This is a genomic window from Pseudomonas sp. AU11447 (genome assembly GCF_001672555.2).
Classification (GTDB): domain Bacteria; phylum Pseudomonadota; class Gammaproteobacteria; order Pseudomonadales; family Pseudomonadaceae; genus Pseudomonas; species Pseudomonas nitroreducens.
Genome location: NZ_LZDG02000051.1, coordinates 71849 through 97507, shown reverse-complemented (window position 1 = coordinate 97507; position 25659 = coordinate 71849). Strand labels below are relative to the sequence as shown.

Sequence of the window (25659 nt, the reverse complement as noted above, 5' to 3'; positions counted from 1 at the left end):
GCGCTCCTACGGTTCAACGCCGATGCATTTCTTGTAGGAGCGAGCTTGCTCGCGAACCAGGCTGGCAGCGCCGATCTCAGGCCAGTTCCTGGCAGACATCGATCCAGTCCGCCGCCACCAGCTCTGCCATGCGCTGCGGCCCGATCCTCACAGCGCTGTGCACCGCGCCGGCCGCCGGCAGTACCTCATCGAACGCCTGCAACGACACATCGCAATACACCGGCAACGGCGTCGCCAGGCCGAACGGGCAGACCCCGCCTACGGGGTGGCCGGTCAACTCCACGACTTCCTCGGCGCCGAGCATCTTGGCCTTGCCGCCAAAGGCGTCCTTGAGCTTGCGGTTGTCCAGCCGCGCATCGCCACGCGCCACCACCAGCACGGTGCGTTCGCCGACGCGCAGGGAAAGCGTCTTGGCGATGCGGCCCGGCTCGACGCCGTGGGCCTCGGCGGCCAGGGCGACAGTGGCGGTACTGGTTTCCAGCTCGATGATGGCGATGTCGGGGGCCTTTTCGGCGAAGAAGGCGCGAACCGATTCCAGGCTCATGGGGTAATGCTCCGTGTAGTGCGAAAAGGTCTGAATCTAGGGAGTGCCGGCGGGGCTGTCCAGCCTCCGACTGTGGCTCTTAGAGGAGCAGGGCCCGGATGTTGGGAATGTTCAGGTGGCGCTCGGCGTTCAGCCGCTCCAGGCGTACAGCGAAGGTTTGCAGTTCGAGTTCGGCAGTCTGTACGGCTACTGCCAGACCAACCAATGGAAAGGATGCCGAGGAGCGCGCGGGTGGCGGAGCAAAGGCTTCGCCCATATCGCCTTCGCGGAAGTCGAAGGTAATGGTGCCTCGCTCGATACGGATCACCGGGGAAGGATGGCCACTGTAGAGGTATCGGCCTTTCCCCTGGGCGATCTGCCGCCAGCTCTGCAGGTCGCGCAGGTCGCTGCAACATTGCGGATAGAAGAGATCGCTGTTGTCCAGCCGTAGAACATAGCCGCCTGACAGCGGGCACACCTGTTCCCAGTCGCCGGAAATCTGCAGCCCCCCGGCGCAGTGCAGGCTGGCCAGTTGAGCGATATCCTCGTCAGTCATTTCTGCCAGCCGGTAGAGGGCCGCGCCTGCTCGATACGGCTTCAGGCCCGGGCTGAACCCGTTGGCCAGCAGGCTCCGTGACTGGTAGTCCTGCCAGCTGTCCACATGTTCCCAGTAGGGGCCTGTGGCGGGCGTGGGAACTGACCCGACCGGGTAGAACAGCTCGACGACCGGGATCAGTTGGACTTGCATGTCTCGAATTCACGGGTAGCGGGAGGCACGTTGTAATGGTGCCGACTTTGTTCGTCCATAGTGAAATTTCTCATATGGCGCTCTGGCGCTCGTCTGCCGGCCTATGCTCAGAGCCCGCCCAGCATCATTAAAAAAATTTGCCCGGCCTGTCGATCTGCCGTCCTGCCCTTCGACTATTTGTCAGGAACCGGATGAAACCGGCCGCCACGCTGGCAATTACAAGAGAATGACAAGAGGAGAAAACCCATGCGTTTCATGGTGATCGTCAAAGCCACCGCCGACTCCGAGGCGGGTGTGATGCCCAAGGAAGAACTGCTCGCCGCCATGGGGGCGTTCAACGAAGAACTGGTCAAGGCCGGGGTGATGCTGGCGGGCGAAGGGCTGCACCCCAGCGCCAAGGGCGCGCGGGTGCGCTTCGATGGCGCTTCGCGGCAGGTGATCGACGGCCCGTTCGCCGAAACCAAGGAGCTTATCGCCGGCTTCTGGATCATGCAGACCGCGTCGTTGCAGGAGTGCATCGACTGGGTCAAGCGCTCGCCCAATCCCTTCGATGGTGAGTCCGAGATCGAAATCCGGCAGATCTTCGAGGCCGAGGACTTCGGCGCCGAATTCACCCCGGAACTGCGCGAGCAGGAAGAACGCCTGCGCGCCGAAATCGCCAGCAAATCCTGAATCTGGAGGACACCGCCATGTTGATGAATGCCTACCTGGTCTTTGATGGCAACTGCGAGGAAGCCTTCCGTTATTACGCCGAGGTGCTGCGCGCCGAGCTGCCGGCGCTGATGCGCTTCTCCGATGCGCCGGGCTGCGAGGACATGCCCGAGGCGCTGAAAAACCGTGTCATCCATGTCCGCCTGGAGGTAGACGGCCATGTGCTGATGGGCTCGGATGCCTCGCCCCAGTGCGGCCAGTACGAAGGGGTCAAGGGCGTGTCGATCACCCTCAATGTCGATAGCAAGGCCGAGGCGCGGCGCCTCTTCGACGCCCTGGGCAAGGGTGGCAAGGTCACCATGCCGCTGGACCAGACCTTCTGGGCCGAGCTGTTCGGCGCGGTGGAAGACCGCTTCGGGGTGCCGTGGATGATCAATTGCGAGAAAGAAGCCTGAGTGCGCCTCGATAATCCGTAGGGCGCATAACGCGCCAGCGTTATCCGCCGTGGTGTTGCCGGCGGATAACCTGTTCCAGGTTATGCACCCTACGGCTGCTCCTTCCCACCGTTGGCGCGGAATCGCTCCGGTGTTGTCCCGGTAAACCGCTGAAATGCCCGGTGGAAACTGGTGACGTGTTCATAGCCGAGCAGGAAGGCGATCTCCTGCAATGCCATCCGGCTGGCCAGCAGATAACGCTGGGCCAGCGCCATCCGCACTTCCAGCACGATGCCCTTGAACGTCAGCCCGTGCTCGCGCAGCCGGCGTTGCAGCGTATGCGGCGGCAGGCGCAGCCAGGCGGCGGTCTGCTCCAGGTCCGGCAGCGGGATGCGCGCGTTCTGCAGCAGGTAGTAGCGCACATCATCGGGCAATGCCGGGCCGCGCTCGAAGCTGGCCAGCGTTGCCGCGCCCTGGGCCTGGCACAGCCGGCTCACCGAGGGGTTGGCGGTGGAGAAGGGTTGGTCATGGAATGCCTTCGGCATCCACAGCTCGGCCTGGCCGGCATTGAAATGGCAGGGGCCGGGGAATAGCTGTTGGTACAGCGCCGCATGGGCCGGCGGCGGGTAGGGCAGGTGCAACTGCATGTCGGCGCAGTGTTCCAGGTCCGGCAGGCGCTGGCACAACCAGCGCCAGGTACTGCTCAGCCATTCCTCGCAGAGGGCGATGCGCTCTACCTCGCTGAAGGGCGGCAATTGCAGTGTCAGGCGGATGTGCTCGCCGACTTCCTCGCGGTGGGTGTGGATCGGGTGGGGCATCAGGCTCGACGGCTGGCCGAGGGAAATGTCCCAGGAGCGCCGCAGGTTGGCCGCGCTGATCAGCGCGTAGCCGATCACTCCCAGGTCATAGAGGTTGTAGCGCTGGCCCAGGCGCAGGTAGAAGTCGCTCGGGCCGAGCAACCCGGCGGCCTGCTGCAGCAAGCGATAGTAGCGGGCGAAGTTCATCTCGGTGGCTGCCGCTTCTCCGCTCGGCGGCAAGCCCAGGCCGCCGAGCAGGGGAGCCACCGGAGGCAGGGCGGGGCGAGCGCGCCATTCGTCGAGGAAGTGGCGGAACAGTTGGCGCGCGGCGTAATCGATGTCGAAGGAAGCGGTGGGCATTCGCGCAGTCAACCTGTCGTTTAATGCTAGCGAGTTGTCATCTTGTGCTAGTCAATGGCTGAAAGTCGAGCCCTATACTGCCTCCACGGACAAGAACAACAAGGGCATCCCATGACCGCTCCGGACCGCTTCCGCTCCTCCAATTCCCCCAGCGACCGCTTCGCAGAACTGCTGCTGCACAACGGCCGCTTCTACACCCTCGACCCCGCCCAGCCCTGGGCCGAGGCCGTGGCCGTCCGCGATGGCCGGCTGCTGGCGGTTGGCCGGCGCGAGGACATGGAGCACCTGATCGGCCCGGACACCCTGGTGCGTGATCTCGAAGGCGCCTTCTGCATGCCCGGCCTGCACGACATGCACACCCACCCGGACCTGGCGCTGGCACCCCGCTACGCCGACGACCTCGATGTCGGCATCGAGGACCCGACTCCGGATCAGTTGGCGAAAGCGATCCGCGACTATGCCGACAGCCACCCTGGCGATGGCTGGGTCTACGGCCAGTACTGGGTGCGTTACACCTTCCGCGAGGCCGGGCTGAAGCCGGGCCGCGAGTGGCTCGACAGCATCCTGCCGGATCGCCCGGTGGCACTGCTCGACCGCATGTGGGGCACCATGATGGTCAACTCCCGCGCCCTGGAGCTGGCCCGCATCGACGCCAACACGCCCGATCCGCGCAATGGTTACCTGGAGCGTGACGAGCTCACCGGCGAGCCCAACGGCCTGATGATCGACGGCGCCTACGCGCTGATCCATGCCGCCATGCCGCCGACCCCGGCCAAGGTGCTGCGCCAGGCTTACCGAGATGGCGTGCACTTCCAGAGTTCGCGCGGGGTCACGGCGGCAAAGTATGTGCACGTCTGCGAGAACCGCCTGGATGCCCTCAAGCACCTAGACGACGCCGGCCAACTGACCCTGCGGGTGGAAGCAGCGATCAGCTGGCAGGACGATATCTTCCCGGTGCGCCGCCGCTGGGAACTGCTCAGCGGCGAACGCCACTACTACCGCAGCGCACGGTTGTCGGCGAACGCGGTGAAATTCCACTTCGACGGTACCGTCGAACCGCGTTCCTCCTTCCTTATTACGCCGTGGCCGGGCGAGGACGCCTGGCGCGGCAAGCTGAACCTGACCCCGGAGCACATCACCGACATGGTGGTGGACATGGATCGCCGGGGTATCCGTGTGATTGCCCATTGCACCGGCGATGCGGCGTCCGACGTGTTCCTCGACGCGGTGGCCGAAGCGCGCCGGCGCAACGGCTTCAGCGGCGTACGCCACCAGTGCGCGCACAGCACCATCCTGCATCCGGGCAACCTCAAGCGCTTCCGCGAGCTGGAGGTGATCGCCGAGTTCTCCCCGGCGGCCTGGTACCCGACGCCTTTCGCCAGCGGGGCGCGCTCCGGCTACGGTCCGGATCGCCTGAAGCGCATCTACGACTTCAAGGGCGTGCTGGCCGCCGGCGGCACCGCGGTGTTCGGCACCGACTGGCCAGTGGCGTCCATCGATCCCTGGCTGGCGCTGGAAACCCTGGTCACCCGGCAGAACCCGTGGAACGACGACCCGGCCTGCTTTGGCGAACCGATCAGCCTGGAACAGGCGATCCGCGTGGCGACCCTCAACGGCGCCTACGCCATGGGCCTGGAACATCTCACCGGCAGCCTGGAGGCGGGCAAGTCGGCGGACTTCATCGTGCTCGATCGCAACCTCTTCGAGCAGCCGGCACGCAACTACATTCACCGTACCGAAGTGCAGCTGACCTTCGTCGAGGGGCGGCCGGTCTACGACCGCCTCGGCCAGTTCGCCGACACGCCGCTGGCGGCTGTCTGGCAGGGCGAGCCGCCGCGCATCGAAGGCGTCAACGCATGAACGCCGCGAGCATCCCGGTAACGGTGGTCGCCGGCTTCCTCGGCGCCGGCAAGACCACGCTGCTGCGCAACCTGCTGGAGCGCTGCGAAGGGCGGCGGCTGGCAGTGATCGTCAATGACTTCGGCGAGCTGAACATCGACGCCGGGATGATCGCCGAGCAAACCGAGGCCGTGTACAGCCTGGAGAACGGCTGCATCTGCTGCTCGGTGCAGGACGACCTGCTGGCGCAGCTGGAACGGCTGGCGAACATGCACCCGCCGCTGGAACAGGTGGTGATCGAGTGCAGCGGGGTGTCCGACCCGCAGCGCATCGTACAGACGCTGGGCTACCCGAAGCTGCGCCGACGCCTGCACCTGGATGCGGTGCTGACCGTGGTCGACGCTGCCCGTCGTGAGCCGCTCGAAGGCGAGTATGCGCGGCTGGAACGCATGCAGGCGGCCGCCGCCGATCTGCTGCTGCTGAACAAGTGCGACCTGCTCGAAGCCGATGAGCTGGCCGCCCAGCGCGAGCGCTTCGGCCGTGGCGCGCGCGTGCTGGAAACTATCCAGGCGCAGATTCCCGATGAACTGCTGCTGGGCGAGCCGTCACGCAAGCTCCGGCCGCATGGGCAGGAAGGAGTCGACCATGGCGACCTGTTCGACAGCTGGAGCTGGCAGGGCGATGAAAGCTTCGATGGCGTGCGGCTGAAACACTGGCTGGAGACATTGCCGCGCGGGCTGTTGCGGCTCAAGGGGCTGATCCGCCTGAAGGGGCAGGGTGATGTGCAGTGGCTGCAGTATGTGGGCGGGCGCTATCAACTGCGCCCGGCGACGGCGGCCGAGGCGGCACAGGGCTCGCGGCTGGTGTTCATTGCCGAGAAGGATGCGGGGCTGCGGGCTGATCTTGAGGCTGGCCTGCAAGGGTGCTTTTCTTAGCTGCCTGGAATTCTGTGCCATGGGATGCCCTCTCCCTTTAGGGATAGGGCGGGGGAGAGGGGCGCCCGAGCACCGAGAGTTCGCCGGGCCTTTTCGCAGCCAATAAAAAACCGGCCACCAGGGCCGGTTTTTAATGGAACAGCCGAACTCAGCGGTATTCGCAGAGGTAGGCGGTGTCCTGGGCGACTTTCAGCTGGAACTTGCTGTTGGCCGGCACGGTGAAGTTGCTGCCGCCTTCGAAGGTTTCCCAGCTGTCGCTGCCCGGCAGCTTGACGGTCAGCGCGCCGGCGACGACGTGCATCACCTCCAGTTGGCTGGTGCCGAATTCGTATTCGCCGGGAGCCATCACGCCGATAGTGGCGGGGCCTGCGGTCATGTCGAAGGCGATGGATTTGACGGTGCCGTCGAAGTACTCGTTGACCTTGAACATGGGCTTCTCCTGCTAGAGGGGTGAAAAAGGGCCCGCCAGTATGCCCAAGGGCGCAGGCTCCGTCACTAGAGCGGCGCAGGCGACCGTTCGGTCAGTGAATGGGGCCTTCTTTCAGCCGGCCACCGGCAGTGTCAGCGGCAACAGGCGGGCCGTATTGCGGGCATCCTCCAGGGCGCGGTGCGGCTGTCCCTGGAAGTTCAATCCGGCCAGGTGCAGCGCGGCATTCAGGCCCACCGGCCGCTTGAGCTGGCGGGCCTGGGCGAAGCGCTGTTTGAGGTTGACGTGAGGAACACGGGCCAGGTGGCTGTCCAGGTTCTGGCGACGCCATTCCAGTTCCAGCTGGTGGCGGTCGTAGTCGCCCCAGCTGGTCCAGCCGGCCAGGCACGGGCGGTGCTGGGCCAGCCAGCGCTCGAATTGCGGCCAGACCTCATGCAGGGGCGCGGCGGCATCGACGTTGGCCTGGGTGATGTGGGTGAGTTCGCGACAGAAGGCGGTCAGCAGCGGTCGACGTTGCGGGCGTACGAAGCGCTGGAAGTGATCCAGCTCGCGGCCGTCGGCCTCGGCCACCAGGCTGGCGCCGATCTCGATGATTTCCATTTCCTCGACCGGCCAGCCGCCTTCCTCGGTGGTGGCTTCCAGGTCGATCACCAGCCAGTGGGGCATAGTCGGTGCTCGTGGTTGGGTACGAATCGAGTATGGAAGGCGTTTGCGGGGCCGGCAAACCGCTGTGCTAGGCTGACCGGCTACCAGGACAAGGGGGATCAAGATGGCGAAAGTGGCATTCATCGGTCTGGGCGTGATGGGCTATCCCATGGCCGGGCATCTGGCGCGCGAAGGGCATGAGGTGTGCGTCTACAACCGCACCGCGAGCCGCGCGGTCCAGTGGGTCAGGCAGTTTGGCGGCAGTTCGGCGGACACTCCGCGCGAGGCCGCGCAGTGGGCTGAGTTCGTGATGTGCTGCGTCGGCAACGATGATGACCTGCGCAGCGTGGTGCTGGGCGAGGAAGGCGCGTTGGCCGGGATGCAGCCGGGCGCTGTGCTGGTGGACCACACCACCGCTTCGGCTGAGGTCGCCCGTGAACTGGCCGTGGCGGCGGCGGAGCGCGAGCTGGGCTTCCTTGATGCGCCTGTCTCCGGCGGCCAGGCCGGCGCCGAGAACGGTGCGCTGACGGTGATGGTTGGCGGCGATGCGGACCTCTATGCGCGCGCCGAACCGGTGATCGCCACCTACGCGCGCATGGTGCGGCGCATGGGCCCGGTGGGCAGCGGCCAGTTGACCAAGATGGTCAACCAGATCTGCGTCGGCGGCTTGCTGCAAGGGCTGTCGGAGGCGCTGCACTTCGCCCAGAGCGCCGGCCTCGACGGGATGGCGGCCATGGAAGTGATCAGCAAGGGCGCGGCGCAATCCTGGCAATTGGAGAATCGCCACCAGAGCATGCTGGAAGGGCGCTTCGACTTCGGCTTCGCGGTGGACTGGATGCGCAAGGACCTGGGGATCGTGCTCGACGAGGCCCGCCGCAACGGCGCGCAACTGCCGGTCACGGCGCTGGTCGACCAGTTCTACGCTGAGGTGCAGGCCGCCGGTGGCGGGCGCTGGGATACTTCCAGCCTGATCACTCGCCTGCAGGATTCGCCCGTGTCCTGACCCGCTTTATTCCCCGCAGGTGGCGCCATCGGTCGCAGAGATCGTCGTGCGCCGCTCCTGCCCGCCTCAGGCGCGGAAGATAAAGTACACCGCGCCCAGCAGGCACAAGCCGGCCCACAAGTAGTCGAGCTTCAGTGGCTGCTGCATGAAGTACACGCTGAACGGCACGAAGACCGCCAGCGTGATGACCTCCTGCATGATCTTCAGTTGCCCCACCGACATCACCGTGTAGCCGATGCGGTTGGCAGGCACCTGCAATAAATACTCGAAGAGTGCGATGCCCCAGCTGACTAGCGCCGCGATGATCCACGGCTTGCTGCTCAGGGTTTTCAGGTGGCCGTACCAGGCGAAGGTCATGAACAGGTTGGAAAGCGACAGAAGAAACGCGGTTTGCAGCCAGACCGGCATGGCAGAGGCTCCAGAGAGGGACTGCGCCTGAGCCTAGTGGAGCGCCGCGCGACAGCCAAGGGGCGGGATAGTGATCAGATTCTTGTTGCGGGGAGGCGCGGTGTTGCTGGCGCTGGGTGTGCTGGCATTCGGCGGCTGGAAAGGCTGGCAGTGGTGGCAGCAGCGACCGGTATGGGCGCAGCTGACGGTGGCGCCGGCCATCTCAGCCGGGCAGAGCTGGAAGCTGGGTGACTACCGCCTGGAGTGGGATGGGGCGTCGTTTGCGCTGCTGGCGGGCGAGCACCCCGCGCAGACGCTGTGGCAAACCCGTGGCGGGTTCCTCGCCGCCGGCATCGGGCGTGTCGCGGCCGAGGAGCATCGTGGCGCAATGTTCGTCCACGAACACCGTGGTTTGCTGTGTCGCCAGCAACAGCTGGATGCCGTTCGGGGCGGCCCGGATGAGCTGCTGATCTCGGGGAAACTGGGTTGCGACGATGGTCGGCAGGTGCCCTACAGCGTTGCACTGCGTGCCGATGGCGAGCGCGGCGTGCTGATGGATGTGAGCCTGGATGACCCGGCGCTGAACCGTCTCTATCTGGCTTGGGCGCGGGAGGCGGACGAGCAGTTCCACGGCTTCGGCGAGCAGTTCACCCGCTTCGACCTGAGCGGGCGCCGCCTGCCGATCCTGGTGCAGGAGCAGGGCGTGGGGCGAGGCCTGCAACCCATCACGCTGGCAGCCGACCTGACCAACCGCGCCGGTGGTGATTGGTGGACCACCTACGCGCCAGTACCTTTCTACCTCACCTCGCGCCTGCACGGCTTTTTCAGCGAGGCGTCGGAGTACCAGGTCTTCGACCTGCGCGACGATCAGCGCGTGGCGCTGGAAGTGCACGCAGGCAAACTCAAGGCGCACTTCTATAAAGGCAGCAGTCCCAAGGCACTGATCGAGGCGCACACCTCGGTAGTCGGGCGCATGCCGCCGTTGCCGGCCTGGACGCAGCAGGGAGCGATCCTCGGGCTGCAGGGCGGCACTGAGCGTGTGCGTGGCATCGTCCATCAGCTGGAGCAAGCGAAGGTGCCGCTTGCCGGCGTCTGGGTGCAGGACTGGGTCGGCCAGCGCACCACCAGTTTCGGCAAGCAACTGTGGTGGAACTGGGTGCTCGATGGGGAGCGCTATCCGGGCTGGTCAGCCTTCAATGCCGAGCTGCGGGCCAAGGGTATTCGCAGCCTGGCCTACGTAAATCCCTTCCTGGTGGACACGGTGGAGAAGGGCGGGGCGACCCGCAATCTCTACCGGGAAGCGCTGGAGCATGGCTATCTGACTGTGGACGCCCAGGGGCAGCCGCTGCTGCTGCAGAACACCAGCTTCAGCGCCGGGCTGGTCGACCTGACCAACCCTCAGGCTGCCGAGTGGCTGCGCGAAGTGATGCGCAAGGAAATGCTTGGCGCTGGCTTCTCCGGCTGGATGGCGGACTTCGGCGAGGCCTTGCCCTACGAAGCGAAGCTGGCGTCCGGGGAGCCGGCCGCGGCGCTGCACAACCGTTATCCGGAACTGTGGGCGAAGCTCAACCGGCAACTGGTTGACGAGGAGGGGCCAGGCGAGCTGCTGTTCTTCATGCGCTCTGCCTACAGCCGCAGCCCTGGACTGACCACCAGCCTGTGGCTGGGTGACCAACTGGTGACCTGGGATGCCGACGATGGCCTGCACAGTGCGCTGTTGGGATTGCTGTCTGGTGGCGTTTCCGGTTTCAGCCTGAATCACAGCGACACCGGCGGCTATACCACCATCAGCAGCTCGATCAGGAACTACCACCGCAGCGAGGAACTGCTGCTGCGCTGGACGGAGTTTTCCGCCTTCACCAGCCTGCTGCGCACCCACGAGGGCAATCGCCCGGATGATAATGTGCAGGCCTACAGCACGCCGGCCACAGTGGCGCAGCTGCAGCGTTTCGCCACATTGTTCCGCGAGCTGGCGCCTTACCGCCAGCGCCTGATGGACGAGGCAGCGAAGCATGGCTGGCCGCTGGTGCGCCCGCTATGGCTGGAGTTTCCCGCTGATCCGGCCAGCTTGGCGGAAACGCCGACGAGCTATATGCTCGGCGACCAATTTCTGGTGGCCCCGGTGCTGGAGCCCGGCGTGCAGCGCCTGAGCGTGGCATTGCCCGAGGGGCACTGGGTGCACCTGTGGAGCGGCAGCACCTTCGAGGTGGCTGCCGGCGGGACAGTTGAAGTCCCCACGCCAATTGGCGAGCCGGCGGTGTTCTACCGTGCCGGTTCCGCCGAGGGCGCGCATCTGGTGGCGGCGCTGCGCGAGCAGGGGCTGCTGCGCTCCAACCCATGATCAGCGAGTCGAGAGTTCATCAACCATGCAATGCCGTATCGGCTGTGGCGCCTGCTGCATAGCGCCGTCGATTTCCTCGCCCATCCCCGGCATGCCCGACGGCAAGCCTGCGGGGGTGCGCTGCGTGCAACTGGATGAACGCAATCTGTGCAAACTATTCGGCGACTCACGGCGTCCAAAGGTCTGTGCGGCCTTCGATGCGGACGCCGATGCCTGTGGCAGCAGCAATGAACAGGCCCTGCAGATCCTCACCGAGTGGGAACGCATCACCGCCGCCTGATGTGACTTGGAAGTCACGATTTCGCGGTCCATACTGACGCCCCGATCCGCTCAAGACCGCGGATTGCGACAGGGCGCCGGCAATTGCCGACCCTACGAGACCAAGAATAAAGAGAGGTAAGACGATGCGTGGTGTATTGCGTATGACCCTGCTGGCCACTGCCGTGATGGGCTTTGCCGGTACTGCCCTGGCGGACGACTGGAAGCTGGAGAAGGAAGACGACGGTGTGAAGGTCTTCCTCAGCCCGGTCGCGGGCTCCAAGTACAAGGCCTACCGTGGCGTCGTCGACATCAAGGCCGATGTGGCCAAGATCAACGCCCTGCAGGAAGACGTGGCCGGCTCCTGCAAGTGGATCCACGCCTGCGCCGAGATGCGTCTGCTGAAGACCGAAGGCGACAATTCCTGGACCTACTCGAAGATCGACATGCCCTGGCCGGTGACTGGCCGCGACGTGGTGATCCACGTGACCACCGAGAAGACCGCCGACGGCGGCCTGATCCGTCATCTCAAGGCCGAGCCGACCTATATCCCGGAAGAAAAAGGCGAAATCCGCGTGCCGAAACTGATCGGCGAGTGGAAGCTGGTGCCCAAGGGCGCTGGCGTGACCGAGGTGACTTACCAGGTGCAGACCGAGCCGGGTGGCAGCATCCCGTCCTGGCTGGCCAACAGCTTCGTGGTCGATGCGCCGATGAATACCCTGAAGGGCCTGCGCAGCGCTGCCGAGAAGTAATCGGCGCTGTCGTTCCCTTTCGTGAAGAAGCCGCCCTTGGGCGGCTTTTTTGCTTTTGCGGGACCGAGGTGACGCCTAGTTCCTGCTCGCGAACCGAGGGGTGGGGAAGCTCGCAGCGGGGCTGTTCGCGAGCAAGCAAGCTCGCTCCTACAGAAAAGCCGTGGCAATAAAAAGGCCGCCCGAAGGCGGCCTTTTCTTTTACGCCGTAGCGCTTAGCGGGCCTTGAGGTCCACGAAGTCGCGCTGGGTGGCGCCGGTGTACAGCTGGCGCGGACGGCCGATCTTGTACGGGCCGGAGAGCATTTCCTGCCAGTGCGAGATCCAGCCCACGGTACGTGCCAGGGCGAAGATCACGGTGAACATGCTGGTCGGGATGCCGATGGCCTTCAGGATGATGCCGGAGTAGAAGTCCACGTTCGGGTAGAGGTTGCGCTCCACGAAGTACGGATCGTGGCGGGCGATTTCTTCCAGCTTCATGGCCAGTTCCAGTTGCGGGTCGTTGATGCCCAGCTCCTGGAGAACCTCGTCGCAGGTCTGCTTCATGACCTTGGCGCGCGGGTCGAAGTTCTTGTAGACGCGGTGGCCGAAGCCCATCAGCTTGAACGGATCGTTCTTGTCCTTGGCCTTGGCCACGAACTTCTCGATGTTCGATACGTCACCGATCTCGTCCAGCATGCGCAGAACGGCTTCGTTCGCACCGCCGTGAGCCGGTCCCCACAGGGCAGCGATGCCCGAGGCGATACAGGCGAACGGGTTGGCACCCGAGGAACCCGCCAGGCGCACGGTGGAGGTGGAGGCGTTCTGCTCGTGGTCGGCGTGCAGGATGAAGATGCGGTCCATGGCCTTGGCCAGCACAGGGCTGATCGGCTTGGTCTCGCAGGGAGTGTTGAACATCATATGCAGGAAGTTTTCTGCATAGTTCAGGTCGTTGCGCGGGTACATCATCGGCTCGCCCTTGGAGTACTTGTACACCATGGCAGCGATGGTCGGCATCTTGGCGATCAGACGATGCGCCGAGACTTCCCGGTGCTTCGGATTATTGATGTCCAGGGAGTCGTGATAGAAGGCGGAGAGGGCACCGATCACGCCGCACATCACGGCCATCGGGTGCGCATCACGGCGGAAACCGTTGAAGAAGGTCTTCAGCTGCTCGTGAACCATGGTGTGGTTCTTGATGGTGCCGACGAACTTCTCTTTCTGCTCGGCAGTGGGCAGTTCGCCGTTGAGCAGCAGGTAGCAGGTTTCCAGGTAGTCGGACTTCTCGGCGAGCTGTTCGATCGGGTAGCCGCGATGCAGCAGTACACCTTTATCACCATCTATGTAGGTGATCTTCGACTCGCAGGAGGCGGTGGACATGAAGCCGGGGTCGAAAGTGAAGTGACCCGTGGAGGTCAGGCCCCGCACGTCGACAACATCGGGACCCAGCGTGCCGGAGAGGACAGGCAGTTCGACGGGGGCAGCGCCCTCGATGATCAACTGCGCTTTTTTGTCAGCCATGATGGCCTCCTATTTATGCTTGAAATCATCTGTACGACCCCCCCACGCAGGGCCCGCACCACTATAGAGAGATAAATCCGAATGTCAATTTGCACAATCGGAGAAGTTTGGCTCCTCCAAGCCCCTGTTTTGCCGGAAAAATTTGCCTGTTTACGCCTTTTATGGGGGTGCGGCAATTAGTCCTTAGGTGGAGGTCTTTCCGTTGTCATTAGGGGCCTAACTGTCTATACTCGGCGACCAGCCGCCAAGGGCCGTCCGGCCTAGCTTGATTGGTGGTTGTCACTCCCGAAGGTGATGGGTACCTGACAAGTGCACCTCCCGACAACTAGCCCTGATCCATAGAGGGGCTCTCAGTGTGAAAAAAGCCGTGAATAGCAAACGACCCGTAAACCTAGACCTAAGGACCATCCAACTCCCTATCACTGCTTACACGTCGATTCTCCACCGTATCTCCGGCGTCATTCTGTTCGTGGGCATCGCAGTGCTGCTGTTCGCACTGGATCGTTCCCTCGCATCCGAAGACAGCTTCGAGCAGGTGAAGGCGTGTCTGACCCATCCGTTGGTCAAGCTTGTGATTTGGGGCCTGCTGTCTGCGCTGCTGTACCACCTGGTAGCCGGTATTCGTCACCTCGTCATGGACGCAGGTATTGGCGAAACACTGGAAGGCGGTAAGCGTGGTTCGAAAATCGTCATCGCTGTCGCAGTGGTGCTGATCGTTCTGGCGGGGGTATGGGTATGGTAACTAACGTCACTAACTTGTCGCGTTCGGGTCTCTATGACTGGATGGTCCAGCGCGTCTCCGCGGTCGTTCTCGCGGCTTATGTTCTCTTCCTGCTGGGCTTCCTGATCGCTCACCCAGGTATCACCTACGCCGAGTGGCATGGTCTGTTCTCCCACAGCCTGATGAAGATCTTCAGCCTGTTGACGCTGGTTTCCCTGAGCGTGCACGCCTGGGTCGGTATGTGGACCATCACCACCGACTACCTGACTCCGATGGCGCTGGGCAAGTCCGCGACCGTCGTGCGTTTCCTCGTCCAGGCGGTATGCGGCATGGCCATGTTCGCATTCTTCGTCTGGGGTGTGCAGATTCTCTGGGGTAACTGATCCATGGCTAGCATTCGTACTCTTTCCTTCGACGCCATCATCGTTGGTGGTGGCGGCGCCGGCATGCGCGCTGCGCTGCAACTGGCCCAGGGTGGTCACAAGACTGCCGTGGTGACCAAGGTCTTCCCGACCCGTTCGCACACCGTATCCGCCCAGGGCGGCATCACCTGCGCCATCGCTTCGGCCGACCCGAACGACGATTGGCGCTGGCACATGTACGACACCGTCAAGGGCTCCGACTACATCGGTGACCAGGACGCTATCGAATACATGTGCTCCGTCGGCCCGGAAGCCGTGTTCGAACTGGAACACATGGGCCTGCCGTTCTCCCGTACCGAGCAGGGCCGCATCTACCAGCGTCCGTTCGGTGGCCAGTCCAAGGACTTCGGCAAGGGTGGCCAGGCTGCGCGCACCTGCGCCGCGGCTGACCGTACCGGTCACGCCCTGCTGCACACCCTCTATCAGGCCAACCTGAAGAACGGTACTTCCTTCCTTAATGAGTGGTACGCGGTCGATCTGGTGAAGAACCAGGACGGTCATGTGGTTGGCGTCATCGCCATCGACATCGAAACCGGCGACACCGTTTATATCCGCTCCAAGGCCGTGGTCCTGGCCACTGGCGGTGCCGGCCGTATCTACGCCTCCACCACCAACGCCCTGATCAACACCGGTGACGGTATCGGCATGGCGCTGCGCGCTGGTGTGCCGGTGCAGGACATCGAGATGTGGCAGTTCCACCCGACCGGCATCGCCGGCGCTGGTGTACTGGTCACCGAAGGCTGCCGCGGTGAAGGCGGCTACCTGATCAACGCCCATGGCGAGCGTTTCATGGAGCGTTACGCTCCGAACGCCAAGGACCTGGCCGGCCGCGACGTGGTTGCCCGTTCCATGGTGAAAGAAGTGATCGCCGGCAACGGCGTGGGCCCGAACAAGGACCACGTACTGCTGAAGCTCGACCACCTCGGCGAAGAAGTTCTGCACAGCCGCCTGCCCGGCATTTGCGAACTGTCCAAGACCTTCGCTCACGTCGACCCGGTCGTCGCTCCTATCCCGGTCATCCCGACCTGCCACTACATGATGGGCGGCGTTGCCACCAACATCCATGGCCAGGCCCTGACCACCGATGCCAACGGCAACGAGCAGATCATCGAAGGCCTGTTCGCTGTAGGCGAAGTGGCTTGCGTATCGGTACACGGCGCCAACCGCCTGGGCGGCAACTCGCTGCTCGACCTGGTTGTGTTCGGTCGTGCCACCGGTCTGCACCTGGAGAAGGCGCTCAAGGATGGTATCGAGCACCGCCAGGCTTCCGAGTCCGACCTGGAATCCGCTTTCAAGCGCCTGAACGGCGTGAACGAGCGCACCAGCGGCGAAGAAGTCGCTCCGCTCAAGCGCGAGCTGCAATCCTGCATGCAGAACTACTTCGGTGTGTTCCGTACCGGCGAGTACATGCAGAAAGGTATCGCTCAGCTGGCTGATCTTCGTGAGCGTATCGCCACCGTCAAGATCAACGACAAGAGCCAGGCATTCAACACGGCGCGTATCGAAGCGCTGGAACTGCAGAACCTCCTCGAAGTGGCCGAAGCCACTGCGATTGCGGCAGAAGCCCGCAAAGAGTCCCGCGGCGCGCATGCCCGTGAAGACTTCGAGGAGCGCGATGACGAGAACTGGCTGTGCCACACCCTGTACTTCCCGGGTGAGAAGCGTGTAGCCAAGCGTGCCGTCAACTTCGCGCCGAAAACTGTTCCGGCATTCGAACCCAAGGTTCGTACTTACTAAGGGTGCCCGCCATGTTGCAAGTGAGTGTTTACCGCTACAACCCTGAGAAGGACGCTGCACCCTACATGCAGGACTTCCAGGTCGATACCGACGGCAAGGACATCATGGTCCTGGACGTGCTGGCGCTGATCAAGGAACAGGACGAGGGCTTCTCCTATCGTCGTTCCTGCCGTGAAGGCGTGTGCGGCTCCGACGGTATGAACATCAACGGCAAGAACGGCCTGGCCTGCATCACCCCCCTGTCGGCCGCTGGCCTGAAGGGCGGCAAGCTGGTTCTGCGTCCGCTGCCGGGCCTGCCGGTCATTCGTGACCTGGTCGTCGATATGCGCATCTTCTACAAACAGTACGAGAGCGTGAAGCCGTTCCTGCAGAACAAATATGCAGCGCCGGCCATCGAGCGTCTGCAGAGCCCGGAAGAGCGCGAGAAGCTGGACGGTCTGTACGAGTGCATCCTGTGCGCCTGCTGCTCGACCTCCTGCCCGTCGTTCTGGTGGAACCCCGACAAGTTCCTGGGTCCCGCCGCGCTGCTGCAGGCCTACCGCTTCCTGGCCGACAGCCGTGACACCGAAACTCAGGCGCGCCTGGCGAGCCTGGATGACCCGTTCAGCGTCTTCCGCTGCCGCGGGATCATGAACTGCGTGAACGTTTGCCCGAAGGGTCTGAACCCCACCAAGGCAATCGGTCACATCCGTAACATGCTGCTGCAGAGCGGCACTTGATCTGCGGGCCTTGCGCCCAAAGATCATGAAAGAGCGACACCTGTGCCGCCGGAACATTGTCCGGCGGTACAGTCCTTAGGACCCAAGCCCACAAAGCGGGGGTCCTGTTTTGAAAACGTATATATGACCAGCAGGGGCATCCGGGCTGGTACCCGGACTATCTGCGGGAATCGGTGGCTTGAAGTCGCTGTGTTTGACTTCGCGCCAGAGGTTCCACAGGTGGAGTCCCCTTACCGAGGGTGACCAAGCATGCACGAAAGCGTAATGCAGCGGATGTGGAACAGTGCCCATCTATCCGGTGGAAACGCTGCCTACGTCGAAGAGCTCTACGAGCTCTACCTGCACGACCCGAACGCTGTGCCAGAAGAGTGGCGCACGTACTTCCAGAAGCTTCCTGCCGACGGCAATCCTGCCCCCGACGTTTCGCATTCCTCTATCCGTGATCATTTCGTACTCCTGGCCAAGAACCAGCGCCGCGCCGCGCCTGTTTCCGCTGGCAGCGTAAGCACCGAGCACGAGAAAAAGCAGGTTGAAGTCCTGCGCCTGATCCTGGCATACCGTCTGCGTGGACATCAGGCAGCATCGCTCGATCCGCTGGGTCTCTGGGTGCGTACCGCTCCCTCCGACCTGTCGCTGGAACATTACGGGCTCACCGCTGCAGACCTCGACACTACTTTCCGTACCGGTGAGCTCTACATCGGCAAGGAAGAAGCGACCCTGCGTGAAATCATCGATGCGCTGAAGCAGACCTACTGCAGCACCATCGGCGCCGAGTTCATGCACATCGTCGACTCCGAGCAGCGTCACTGGTTCGCCCAGCGCCTGGAAAGCGTCCGTGGCCGTCCGACGTACTCCGCCGACGCCCGCTCCCACCTGCTCGAGCGCCTGACCGCTGCCGAAGGCCTGGAAAAATACCTGGGCACCAAGTACCCGGGCACCAAGCGCTTCGGCCTGGAAGGCGGCGAGAGCCTGATCCCGATGGTCGACGAGATCATCCAGCGCTCCGGCTCCTATGGTGTGAAGGAAATCGTCATCGGCATGGCCCACCGCGGCCGTCTGAACGTCCTGGTCAACACCCTGGGCAAGAACCCGCGCGAGCTGTTCGACGAGTTCGAAGGCAAGAAGCTGGTCGAGATGGGCTCCGGTGACGTGAAGTACCACCAGGGCTTCTCTTCCAACGTCATGACCACCGGCGGCGAAGTCCACCTCGCCCTGGCGTTCAACCCCTCGCACCTGGAAATCGTTTCCCCGGTGGTCGAGGGTTCGGTACGCGCCCGCCAGGACCGTCGCAAGGACGGCACCGGTGACAAGGTCGTGCCGATCTCCATCCACGGTGATGCCGCCTTCGCGGGGCAGGGCGTGGTCATGGAGACCTTCCAGATGTCGCAGACCCGTGCTTACAAGACGGGCGGCACCATCCATATCGTGATCAACAACCAGGTGGGCTTCACCACCAGCCGCCAGGACGATGCTCGTTCCACCGAGTACGCGACCGACGTGGCCAAGATGATCCAGGCGCCGATCTTCCATGTGAACGGCGACGATCCGGAAGCGGTCCTGTTCGTGACCCAGCTGGCCGTCGACTACCGCATGCAGTTCAAGCGTGACGTGGTCATCGACCTGGTCTGCTACCGCCGTCGCGGCCACAACGAGGCCGACGAGCCGAGCGGCACCCAGCCGCTGATGTACCAGCAGATCGCCAAGCAGCGCACCACCCGTGACCTGTATGCCGACGCGCTGATCGCAGCCGGCGTGCAGACCACCGAGCAGGCCCAGGAGAAGGTCGACGAATATCGCGACGCTCTCGACAACGGCCAGCACGTGGTGAAGAGCCTGGTGAAGGAGCCCAACAAGGAGCTCTTCGTCGACTGGCGTCCGTACGTGGGCCATGCCTGGACCGCGCGACACGACACCCGCTTCGACCTGAAGACCCTGCAGGACCTCTCCGCCAAGCTGCTGGAGACCCCGGACGGCTTCGTCATGCAGCGTCAGGTGCAGAAGATCTACGAAGACCGCGCGAAGATGGCTGCCGGCGGCATGCCCATCAACTGGGGCTTCGCCGAGAACCTGGCCTACGCCACCCTGCTGTTCGAAGGTCACCCGGTTCGCATGACCGGTCAGGACGTCGGCCGCGGCACCTTCTCGCACCGCCATGCGGCGCTGCACAACCAGAAGGATGACTCGGTCTACATCCCGCTGGCCAACCTGTTCGAAGGTCAGCCGCGCGTCAGCCTGTACGACTCCTACCTTTCGGAAGAAGCAGTACTGGCATTCGAATACGGCTACGCCACCACCATGCCGAACGCGCTGGTGACCTGGGAAGCCCAGTTCGGTGACTTCGCCAACGGTGCGCAGGTCGTGATCGACCAGTTCATCACCAGCGGCGAAACCAAGTGGCAACGTCTGTGTGGTCTGACCATGCTGCTGCCGCACGGTTACGAAGGCCAGGGTCCGGAGCACTCCTCCGCGCGCCTGGAGCGTTACCTGCAGCTGTGCGCCGAGCAGAACATCCAGGTCTGCGTGCCGACTACCCCGGCGCAGGTCTACCACATGCTGCGCCGTCAGGTGATCCGTCCGCTGCGCAAGCCGCTGATCGTGATGACTCCGAAGTCGCTGCTGCGTCACAAGCTGGCCATCTCGACCCTGGAAGATCTGGCCGACGGCTCGTTCCAGACTGTGATCAACGAGATCGACAGCCTGGATCCGAAGAAAGTCGACCGCATCGTGCTGTGCAGCGGCAAGGTGTACTACGACCTGCTGGAGAAGCGTCGCGCCGAAGGTCTCGAGAACATCGCGATCGTTCGCCTCGAGCAGCTGTATCCCTTCCCGGAAGACGATCTGGCCGAGGTGCTGTCGCAGTACAAGAACCTCAAGCACATCGTCTGGTGTCAGGAAGAGCCGATGAACCAGGGTGCCTGGTTCTGCTCGCAGCACCATATGCGTCGTGTCATCGCCGCGCACAAGAAAGGTCTCAACCTGGAATACGCGGGCCGCGAAGGCTCGGCAGCTCCGGCTTGCGGCTACGCTTCGATGCACGCCGAGCAGCAGGAAAAACTGCTGCAGGACGCCTTCACCGTTTAACGCCAACGCGCAGTTGATACCGAATTTAAGGAAACACACATAATGGCTATCGAAATCAAAGCCCCAACCTTCCCGGAATCGGTTGCCGACGGCACCGTTGCAACCTGGCACAAGAAGGTCGGTGAAGCCGTCAAGCGCGACGAACTGATCGTCGACATCGAGACCGACAAGGTCGTGATCGAAGTACTGGCCGAGGCTGACGGCGTCCTGGCAGAGATCGTCAAGAACGAAGGCGACACCGTTCTCTCCAACGAGCTGCTGGGCAAGCTGAGCGAAGGCGGTGCTGCCGCTGCCGCTCCGGCTGCTGCCTCGGCTCCGGCTGCTGCACCTGCTGCCGCTGCACCGGCCGCTGCTGCCGCTGGCGACGACAACATCCTCTCGCCGGCTGCCCGCAAGCTGGCCGAAGAAAACGGCATCGACCCGAACAGCCTGGCCGGTACCGGCAAGGGCGGTCGCGTCACCAAGGAAGACGTCGTCGCTGCCGTTGAAGCCAAGAAGAACGCCCCGGCCGCCGCTCCGGCTGCCAAGGCTGCAGCTCCGGCTGCCGCTGCTCCGGTGTTCGCCGCTGGCGACCGAGTCGAGAAACGCGTTCCGATGACCCGCCTGCGCGCCAAGGTTGCCGAGCGTCTGGTCGAAGCCCAGTCCTCCATGGCCATGCTGACTACCTTCAACGAAGTCAACATGAAGCCGATCATGGACCTGCGCAACAAGTACAAGGACCTGTTCGAGAAGAAGCACAACGGCGTACGCCTGGGCTTCATGTCCTTCTTCGTCAAGGCCGCCACCGAAGCCCTGAAGCGCTTCCCGGGTGTCAACGCCTCGATCGACGGCAACGACATCGTCTACCACGGCTACCAGGACATCGGTGTGGCAGTTTCCAGCGACCGCGGTCTGGTCGTACCGGTTCTGCGTAATGCCGAGTTCATGAGCCTGGCCGAGATCGAGAACGGCATCGCCACCTTCGGCAAGAAAGCCAAAGACGGCAAGCTGTCCATCGAAGACATGACCGGTGGTACTTTCACCATTTCCAACGGTGGCGTATTCGGTTCCCTGCTGTCGACTCCGATCGTCAACCCGCCGCAGACCGCCATCCTCGGCATGCACAAGATCCAGGAGCGCCCGATGGCCGTTAACGGTCAAGTGGTCATCCTGCCGATGATGTACCTGGCGCTGTCCTACGATCACCGCATGATCGATGGCAAGGAAGCAGTAAGCTTCCTGGTCACCATGAAGGATCTGCTGGAAGACCCGGCTCGCCTGCTGCTGGACGTCTGATACGTCAATTCACACGACGGCCCCGTACTACACGACGGCCCCGAAAGGGGCCGTCCGCTTCACCGGAATAAGGATTGAGACATGAGCCAGAAATTCGACGTGGTTGTGATTGGTGCCGGCCCCGGCGGCTATGTAGCCGCCATCCGTGCCGCCCAGCTCGGCCTGAAGACCGCTTGCATCGAGAAGTACATCGGTAAAGAGGGCAAGGTTGCCCTCGGCGGTACCTGCCTGAACGTAGGTTGCATCCCGTCCAAGGCACTGCTGGACAGCTCCTGGAAGTACAAGGAAGCCAAAGAAGGCTTCGACGTCCACGGTATCTCCACCGGCGGCGTGAAGATGGACGTTCCGGCGATGATTGCCCGCAAGGCCAACATCGTGAAGAACCTGACCGGCGGCATCGCCACCCTGTTCAAGGCCAACGGCGTGACCTCCTTCGAAGGCCACGGCAAGGTCCTGGCCAACAAGCAGGTCGAAGTGACCGGCCTGGACGGCAAGACCCAGGTTCTGGAAGCCGACAACATCATCATCGCCTCGGGCTCCAAGCCGGTTGAAATCCCGCCGGCCCCGCTGACCGAAGACGTGATCGTCGACTCCACCGGCGCCCTGGAATTTCAGAGCGTACCGAAGAAGCTCGGCGTGATCGGCGCTGGCGTCATCGGCCTGGAGCTGGGTTCGGTCTGGGCTCGCCTGGGCGCTGAAGTCACCGTCCTGGAAGCCCTGGACAAGTTCCTCCCGGCTGCCGACGAGCAGATCGCCAAGGAAGCCCTGAAGGTCCTGACCAAGCAAGGCCTGAACATCCGCCTGGGCGCTCGCGTCACCGGTTCGGACGTGAAGAAGAAGCAGGTCACCGTGACCTTCACTGACGCCAATGGCGAGCAGAAGGAAACCTTCGACAAGCTGATCGTGGCTGTGGGCCGTCGCCCGGTGACCACCGACCTGCTGGCCGCCGACAGCGGCGTGACCCTGGATGAGCGTGGCTTCATCTACGTCGACGACCACTGCAAGACCAGCGTTCCGGGCGTCTACGCCATCGGTGACGTGGTCCGCGGCGCCATGCTGGCGCACAAGGCCTCGGAAGAGGGCGTGATGGTTGCCGAGCGCATCGCCGGCCACAAGGCTCAGATGAACTACGACCTGATTCCGTCGGTGATCTACACCCACCCGGAAATCGCATGGGTCGGCAAGACCGAGCAGCAGCTGAAAGGCGAAGGCGTTGAAGTCAACGTCGGTACCTTCCCGTTCGCCGCCAGCGGCCGTGCCATGGCCGCCAACGACACCACCGGCCTGGTCAAGGTCATCGCCGATGCCAAGACCGACCGCGTACTGGGCGTCCACGTGATCGGCCCGAGCGCCGCCGAGCTGGTACAGCAAGGCGCGATCGGCATGGAATTCGGCACCAGTGCCGAAGACCTGGGCATGATGGTCTTCTCCCACCCGACTCTGTCCGAAGCGCTGCACGAAGCGGCCCTGGCAGTGAATGGCCACGCCATCCACATCGCCAACCGCAAGAAGCGCTAAGGAACGGGACCACGGCGGGGAGGGCGGCAGTCTTTTGCGAGGGGCTGCCCCCGACCCGCCGGATCGTTTCTCCCCCGAGGGGGACTCGGTCACAGGTGGCGTGGCGCCACGAGCGCCGCGCCGAATGCGCAATACCCAAGACGAAAACGGTAGACAAGCATGAATCTCCACGAATATCAGGGTAAGCAGCTGTTCGCTGAGTACGGCCTGCCCGTATCCAAGGGCTTCGCCGTCGACACACCCGAAGAGGCCGCAGAAGCCTGTGAAAAAATCGGTGGTACCGAGTGGGTCGTTAAAGCCCAGGTACACGCCGGTGGCCGCGGTAAAGCGGGCGGTGTGAAGCTGGTCAAGAGCAAAGAGGACGCCAAGGCGTTCGCCGCCAACTGGCTGGGCAAGCGTCTGGTGACTTACCAGACTGACGCCAACGGCCAGCCGGTCAGCAAGATCCTGGTGGAATCCTGCACCGACATCGACAAGGAGCTGTACCTCGGCGCCGTTGTCGACCGTTCCAGCCGTCGCATCGTCTTCATGGCCTCCACCGAAGGTGGCGTGGACATCGAGAAAGTTGCGCACGAGACCCCTGAGAAGATCCTGAAAGCCACCATCGATCCGCTGGTTGGCGCTCAGCCGTACCAGGGTCGCGAGCTGGCTTTCCAGCTGGGCCTGAAGGGCGACCAGATCAAGCAGTTCACCCACATCTTCGTGGGCCTGGCCAAGCTGTTCCAGGATTACGACCTGGCGCTGCTGGAAGTGAACCCGCTGGTGATCAAGAAAGACGGCAACCTGCACTGCCTGGACGCCAAGATCAACATCGACTCCAACGCCATGTACCGTCAGCCCAAGCTGCGCGCCATGCACGACCCGTCCCAGGACGACGCTCGTGAAGCCCATGCGCAGAAGTGGGAACTGAACTACGTCGCGCTGGAAGGCAACATCGGCTGCATGGTCAACGGCGCTGGCCTGGCCATGGGCACCATGGACATCGTCAACCTGCACGGCGGCAAGCCGGCCAACTTCCTCGACGTTGGCGGCGGTGCCACCAAAGAGCGCGTGACCGAAGCGTTCAAGATCATCCTGTCCGACAGCAACGTCGCTGCCGTTCTGGTGAACATCTTCGGCGGCATCGTTCGCTGCGACATGATTGCCGAAGGCATCATCGGCGCCGTGAAAGAAGTCGGCGTGAAAATCCCGGTTGTCGTTCGTCTGGAAGGCAACAACGCCGACCTCGGCGCCAAGGTCCTGGCCGAAAGCGGTCTGAACATCATCGCGGCGACCAGCCTGACCGACGCTGCCCAGCAAGTCGTCAAGGCCGCGGAGGGTAAGTAATGAGCGTCCTGATCAATAAAGACACCAAAGTCATCTGCCAGGGCTTCACCGGCTCGCAGGGTACCTTCCACTCCGAACAAGCCATCGCCTACGGCACCAAGATGGTTGGCGGCGTGACCCCCGGCAAGGGCGGCACCACCCACCTGGGCCTGCCGGTGTTCAACACCGTCAAGGAAGCCGTGGAAGCTACCGGCGCTGACGCGTCGGTCATCTACGTTCCGGCTCCGTTCTGCAAGGACTCGATCCTGGAAGCGGCCTTCGGCGGCATCAAGCTGATCGTCTGCATCACCGAAGGCATCCCGACCATCGACATGCTGGAAGCCAAGGTCAAGTGCGACGAGCTGGGCGTACGCCTGATCGGCCCGAACTGCCCGGGCGTGATCACTCCCGGCGAGTGCAAGATCGGCATCATGCCGGGTCACATCCACCTGCCGGGCAAGGTAGGCATCGTGTCGCGTTCCGGCACCCTGACCTACGAAGCCGTGAAGCAGACCACCGACGCCGGCTTCGGCCAGTCCACCTGCGTGGGCATCGGTGGCGACCCGATCCCGGGCTCCAACTTCATCGACATCCTGAAGCTGTTCCAGGAAGACCCGAAAACCGAAGCCATCGTCATGATCGGCGAAATCGGTGGTTCGGCTGAAGAAGAAGCGGCTGCCTACATCAAGGCCAACGTGACCAAGCCGGTGGTGTCCTACATCGCTGGTGTCACCGCACCGCCCGGCAAGCGCATGGGCCACGCCGGCGCCATCATCTCCGGCGGCAAGGGCACTGCGGACGAGAAGTTCGCCGCCCTGCAGGACGCTGGTGTGAAAACTGTGCGTTCCCTGGCCGACATCGGCAAGGCCCTGGCCGAGCTGACCGGCTGGCCGGTCAAGTAAGCGCCTCGCTTATTTAACCGTTCGTCAACAGAGGCCACCTTCGGGTGGCCTCTGTCGTTTCTGCCTCGTCTGAAAAGTGTCGTTCAGGCGACATCGCCGATCATTGCGCGGACGATCTGACGTATGTCAGTGCAGCTCATCGGAATAGATCGTTAGGCTAGCAACTATATGAAGCGTCGCGCTCCCCACAAGGGAGGGCTCGCTCACCGTCAATTCCTACCCGGAAGCGACGGCGATTCCTGACCGTCAAGGATGGCGGGATAACCAGAATGCAGGAGCAACCGGGCCACGAGCCCATGGAAAACCTCTGCTATCGGACTTCCAAGAACAACTCTCCGTACCGATGACAGCAGCATCACAGGATGCGCAGGCTCGCCCCGAGT

Annotated in this window: 24 protein-coding genes; 17 read left to right on the top strand and 7 right to left on the bottom strand. The window is 63.3% G+C overall.

All coding sequences use genetic code 11. The annotated features are described in order from the left end of the window. Positions 1-76: 76 nt before the first annotated feature. Together A6723_RS20055 and A6723_RS20050 are read right to left on the bottom strand one after the other, a co-directional pair. Complete coding sequence (locus A6723_RS20055; protein ID WP_054907931.1) at positions 77-544, bottom strand: YbaK/EbsC family protein; 468 nt, start codon at positions 542-544, stop codon at positions 77-79. Positions 545-623: 79 nt separating this feature from the next. Further along, positions 624-1271, bottom strand: a complete 648-nt coding sequence (locus A6723_RS20050; RefSeq protein WP_054907932.1) for a hypothetical protein — start codon at positions 1269-1271, stop codon at positions 624-626. Positions 1272-1517: 246 nt separating this feature from the next. Between A6723_RS20050 and A6723_RS20045 the strand changes: the two genes are divergently transcribed. After that, complete coding sequence (locus tag A6723_RS20045) at positions 1518-1943, top strand: YciI family protein (RefSeq protein ID WP_024765485.1); 426 nt, start codon at positions 1518-1520, stop codon at positions 1941-1943. A gap of 17 nt (positions 1944-1960) precedes the next feature. Further along, complete coding sequence (locus A6723_RS20040; protein WP_054907933.1) at positions 1961-2377, top strand: VOC family protein; 417 nt, start codon at positions 1961-1963, stop codon at positions 2375-2377. 89 nt (positions 2378-2466) lie between these two features. On the opposite strand, the gene A6723_RS20035 is transcribed toward A6723_RS20040, so the two are convergent. After that, positions 2467-3513, bottom strand: a complete 1047-nt coding sequence (locus A6723_RS20035; protein ID WP_054907934.1) for an AraC family transcriptional regulator — start codon at positions 3511-3513, stop codon at positions 2467-2469. 111 nt (positions 3514-3624) lie between these two features. Here A6723_RS20035 and A6723_RS20030 point away from each other — a divergent pair, with 111 nt between their 5' ends. Both A6723_RS20030 and A6723_RS20025 read left to right on the top strand, forming a co-directional pair. Further along, the gene (locus tag A6723_RS20030) at positions 3625-5373 is read left to right on the top strand and encodes an amidohydrolase (RefSeq protein ID WP_054907935.1); all 1749 of its coding nucleotides are present in this window, start codon (positions 3625-3627) and stop codon (positions 5371-5373) included. After that, positions 5370-6287, top strand: coding sequence for a GTP-binding protein (locus tag A6723_RS20025; protein WP_054907936.1), 918 nt, complete (start codon positions 5370-5372; stop codon positions 6285-6287). The genes A6723_RS20030 and A6723_RS20025 overlap by 4 nt, the downstream gene beginning before the upstream one ends. 148 nt (positions 6288-6435) lie before the next feature. On the opposite strand, the gene A6723_RS20020 is transcribed toward A6723_RS20025, so the two are convergent. After that, positions 6436-6717, bottom strand: coding sequence for a pyrimidine/purine nucleoside phosphorylase (locus tag A6723_RS20020; protein WP_024765480.1), 282 nt, complete (start codon positions 6715-6717; stop codon positions 6436-6438). Between the two features lie 111 nt (positions 6718-6828). Further along, positions 6829-7380 (bottom strand): exonuclease domain-containing protein, encoded by a 552-nt coding sequence (locus tag A6723_RS20015; protein WP_054907937.1) that lies wholly within the window; start codon positions 7378-7380, stop codon positions 6829-6831. Positions 7381-7477: 97 nt separating this feature from the next. On the opposite strand from A6723_RS20015, the gene A6723_RS20010 reads away from it, so the two are divergent. Next, entirely contained in the window at positions 7478-8362 is an 885-nt protein-coding gene (locus A6723_RS20010) for an NAD(P)-dependent oxidoreductase (RefSeq protein ID WP_305729048.1), read from the top strand. A gap of 66 nt (positions 8363-8428) precedes the next feature. Here the strand turns inward: A6723_RS20010 and A6723_RS20005 are convergent, their stop codons facing one another. Continuing rightward, entirely contained in the window at positions 8429-8770 is a 342-nt protein-coding gene (locus A6723_RS20005) for a DMT family protein (RefSeq protein ID WP_045208042.1), read from the bottom strand. A gap of 70 nt (positions 8771-8840) precedes the next feature. On the opposite strand from A6723_RS20005, the gene A6723_RS20000 reads away from it, so the two are divergent. The 3 genes from A6723_RS20000 to A6723_RS19990 all read left to right on the top strand — a co-directional run bounded on the left by A6723_RS20000 (position 8841) and on the right by A6723_RS19990 (position 12100). Further along, on the top strand, positions 8841-11090 hold the full coding sequence (locus A6723_RS20000; RefSeq protein ID WP_175405567.1) for an alpha-glucosidase: 2250 nt from the start codon (positions 8841-8843) through the stop codon (positions 11088-11090). 25 nt (positions 11091-11115) lie between these two features. Continuing rightward, positions 11116-11370: a YkgJ family cysteine cluster protein gene (locus A6723_RS19995; protein WP_054907940.1), complete on the top strand. Its 255-nt coding sequence runs from the start codon at positions 11116-11118 to the stop codon at positions 11368-11370. Positions 11371-11494: 124 nt separating this feature from the next. Further along, positions 11495-12100 carry an START domain-containing protein gene (locus A6723_RS19990; RefSeq protein WP_024765475.1) on the top strand — a complete coding sequence of 202 codons (606 nt, stop codon included), beginning with the start codon at positions 11495-11497 and terminating at the stop codon, positions 12098-12100. 212 nt (positions 12101-12312) lie between these two features. Here the strand turns inward: A6723_RS19990 and gltA are convergent, their stop codons facing one another. Next, positions 12313-13596 carry a citrate synthase gene (gene gltA, locus A6723_RS19985; protein ID WP_045208034.1) on the bottom strand — a complete coding sequence of 428 codons (1284 nt, stop codon included), beginning with the start codon at positions 13594-13596 and terminating at the stop codon, positions 12313-12315. Between the two features lie 355 nt (positions 13597-13951). Between gltA and sdhC the strand changes: the two genes are divergently transcribed. The 9 genes from sdhC (at position 13952) to sucD (ending at position 25276) form a co-directional block, all read left to right on the top strand. After that, on the top strand, positions 13952-14338 hold the full coding sequence (gene sdhC / locus A6723_RS19980; RefSeq protein ID WP_162483999.1) for a succinate dehydrogenase, cytochrome b556 subunit: 387 nt from the start codon (positions 13952-13954) through the stop codon (positions 14336-14338). Continuing rightward, positions 14332-14700: a succinate dehydrogenase, hydrophobic membrane anchor protein gene (gene sdhD, locus A6723_RS19975; RefSeq protein ID WP_024765472.1), complete on the top strand. Its 369-nt coding sequence runs from the start codon at positions 14332-14334 to the stop codon at positions 14698-14700. Before sdhC ends, sdhD begins: the two co-directional genes overlap by 7 nt. Before the next feature lie 3 nt (positions 14701-14703). Then, on the top strand, positions 14704-16476 hold the full coding sequence (sdhA, locus tag A6723_RS19970) for a succinate dehydrogenase flavoprotein subunit (protein ID WP_054907941.1): 1773 nt from the start codon (positions 14704-14706) through the stop codon (positions 16474-16476). An 11-nt stretch (positions 16477-16487) separates the two neighbouring features. Beyond that, positions 16488-17195, top strand: a complete 708-nt coding sequence (locus A6723_RS19965) for a succinate dehydrogenase iron-sulfur subunit (protein WP_024765470.1) — start codon at positions 16488-16490, stop codon at positions 17193-17195. A 249-nt stretch (positions 17196-17444) separates the two neighbouring features. Beyond that, on the top strand, positions 17445-20276 hold the full coding sequence (locus A6723_RS19960) for a 2-oxoglutarate dehydrogenase E1 component (protein WP_054907942.1): 2832 nt from the start codon (positions 17445-17447) through the stop codon (positions 20274-20276). 42 nt (positions 20277-20318) lie between these two features. After that, positions 20319-21551: a 2-oxoglutarate dehydrogenase complex dihydrolipoyllysine-residue succinyltransferase gene (gene odhB / locus A6723_RS19955; RefSeq protein ID WP_054907943.1), complete on the top strand. Its 1233-nt coding sequence runs from the start codon at positions 20319-20321 to the stop codon at positions 21549-21551. An 81-nt stretch (positions 21552-21632) separates the two neighbouring features. Continuing rightward, positions 21633-23069, top strand: coding sequence for a dihydrolipoyl dehydrogenase (gene lpdA / locus A6723_RS19950; protein ID WP_054907944.1), 1437 nt, complete (start codon positions 21633-21635; stop codon positions 23067-23069). Between the two features lie 159 nt (positions 23070-23228). Next, positions 23229-24395, top strand: coding sequence for an ADP-forming succinate--CoA ligase subunit beta (gene sucC / locus A6723_RS19945; protein WP_015477516.1), 1167 nt, complete (start codon positions 23229-23231; stop codon positions 24393-24395). Then, positions 24395-25276 (top strand): succinate--CoA ligase subunit alpha, encoded by an 882-nt coding sequence (gene sucD, locus A6723_RS19940; protein ID WP_038803160.1) that lies wholly within the window; start codon positions 24395-24397, stop codon positions 25274-25276. Before sucC ends, sucD begins: the two co-directional genes overlap by 1 nt. The last annotated feature ends 383 nt before the right edge of the window (positions 25277-25659 follow it).

Coding starts and splice junctions, on each gene's coding strand:
- A6723_RS20055 (WP_054907931.1), bottom strand. CDS start 544: ATGAGCCTGGAATCGGTTCGCGCCTTCTTCGCCGAAAAGGCCCCCGAC.
- A6723_RS20050 (WP_054907932.1), bottom strand. CDS start 1,271: ATGCAAGTCCAACTGATCCCGGTCGTCGAGCTGTTCTACCCGGTCGGG.
- A6723_RS20045 (WP_024765485.1), top strand. CDS start 1,518: ATGCGTTTCATGGTGATCGTCAAAGCCACCGCCGACTCCGAGGCGGGT.
- A6723_RS20040 (WP_054907933.1), top strand. CDS start 1,961: ATGTTGATGAATGCCTACCTGGTCTTTGATGGCAACTGCGAGGAAGCC.
- A6723_RS20035 (WP_054907934.1), bottom strand. CDS start 3,513: ATGCCCACCGCTTCCTTCGACATCGATTACGCCGCGCGCCAACTGTTC.
- A6723_RS20030 (WP_054907935.1), top strand. CDS start 3,625: ATGACCGCTCCGGACCGCTTCCGCTCCTCCAATTCCCCCAGCGACCGC.
- A6723_RS20025 (WP_054907936.1), top strand. CDS start 5,370: ATGAACGCCGCGAGCATCCCGGTAACGGTGGTCGCCGGCTTCCTCGGC.
- A6723_RS20020 (WP_024765480.1), bottom strand. CDS start 6,717: ATGTTCAAGGTCAACGAGTACTTCGACGGCACCGTCAAATCCATCGCC.
- A6723_RS20015 (WP_054907937.1), bottom strand. CDS start 7,380: ATGCCCCACTGGCTGGTGATCGACCTGGAAGCCACCACCGAGGAAGGC.
- A6723_RS20005 (WP_045208042.1), bottom strand. CDS start 8,770: ATGCCGGTCTGGCTGCAAACCGCGTTTCTTCTGTCGCTTTCCAACCTG.
- A6723_RS19995 (WP_054907940.1), top strand. CDS start 11,116: ATGCAATGCCGTATCGGCTGTGGCGCCTGCTGCATAGCGCCGTCGATT.
- A6723_RS19990 (WP_024765475.1), top strand. CDS start 11,495: ATGCGTGGTGTATTGCGTATGACCCTGCTGGCCACTGCCGTGATGGGC.
- gltA (WP_045208034.1), bottom strand. CDS start 13,596: ATGGCTGACAAAAAAGCGCAGTTGATCATCGAGGGCGCTGCCCCCGTC.
- sdhD (WP_024765472.1), top strand. CDS start 14,332: ATGGTAACTAACGTCACTAACTTGTCGCGTTCGGGTCTCTATGACTGG.
- sdhA (WP_054907941.1), top strand. CDS start 14,704: ATGGCTAGCATTCGTACTCTTTCCTTCGACGCCATCATCGTTGGTGGT.
- A6723_RS19965 (WP_024765470.1), top strand. CDS start 16,488: ATGTTGCAAGTGAGTGTTTACCGCTACAACCCTGAGAAGGACGCTGCA.
- A6723_RS19960 (WP_054907942.1), top strand. CDS start 17,445: ATGCACGAAAGCGTAATGCAGCGGATGTGGAACAGTGCCCATCTATCC.
- odhB (WP_054907943.1), top strand. CDS start 20,319: ATGGCTATCGAAATCAAAGCCCCAACCTTCCCGGAATCGGTTGCCGAC.
- lpdA (WP_054907944.1), top strand. CDS start 21,633: ATGAGCCAGAAATTCGACGTGGTTGTGATTGGTGCCGGCCCCGGCGGC.
- sucC (WP_015477516.1), top strand. CDS start 23,229: ATGAATCTCCACGAATATCAGGGTAAGCAGCTGTTCGCTGAGTACGGC.
- sucD (WP_038803160.1), top strand. CDS start 24,395: ATGAGCGTCCTGATCAATAAAGACACCAAAGTCATCTGCCAGGGCTTC.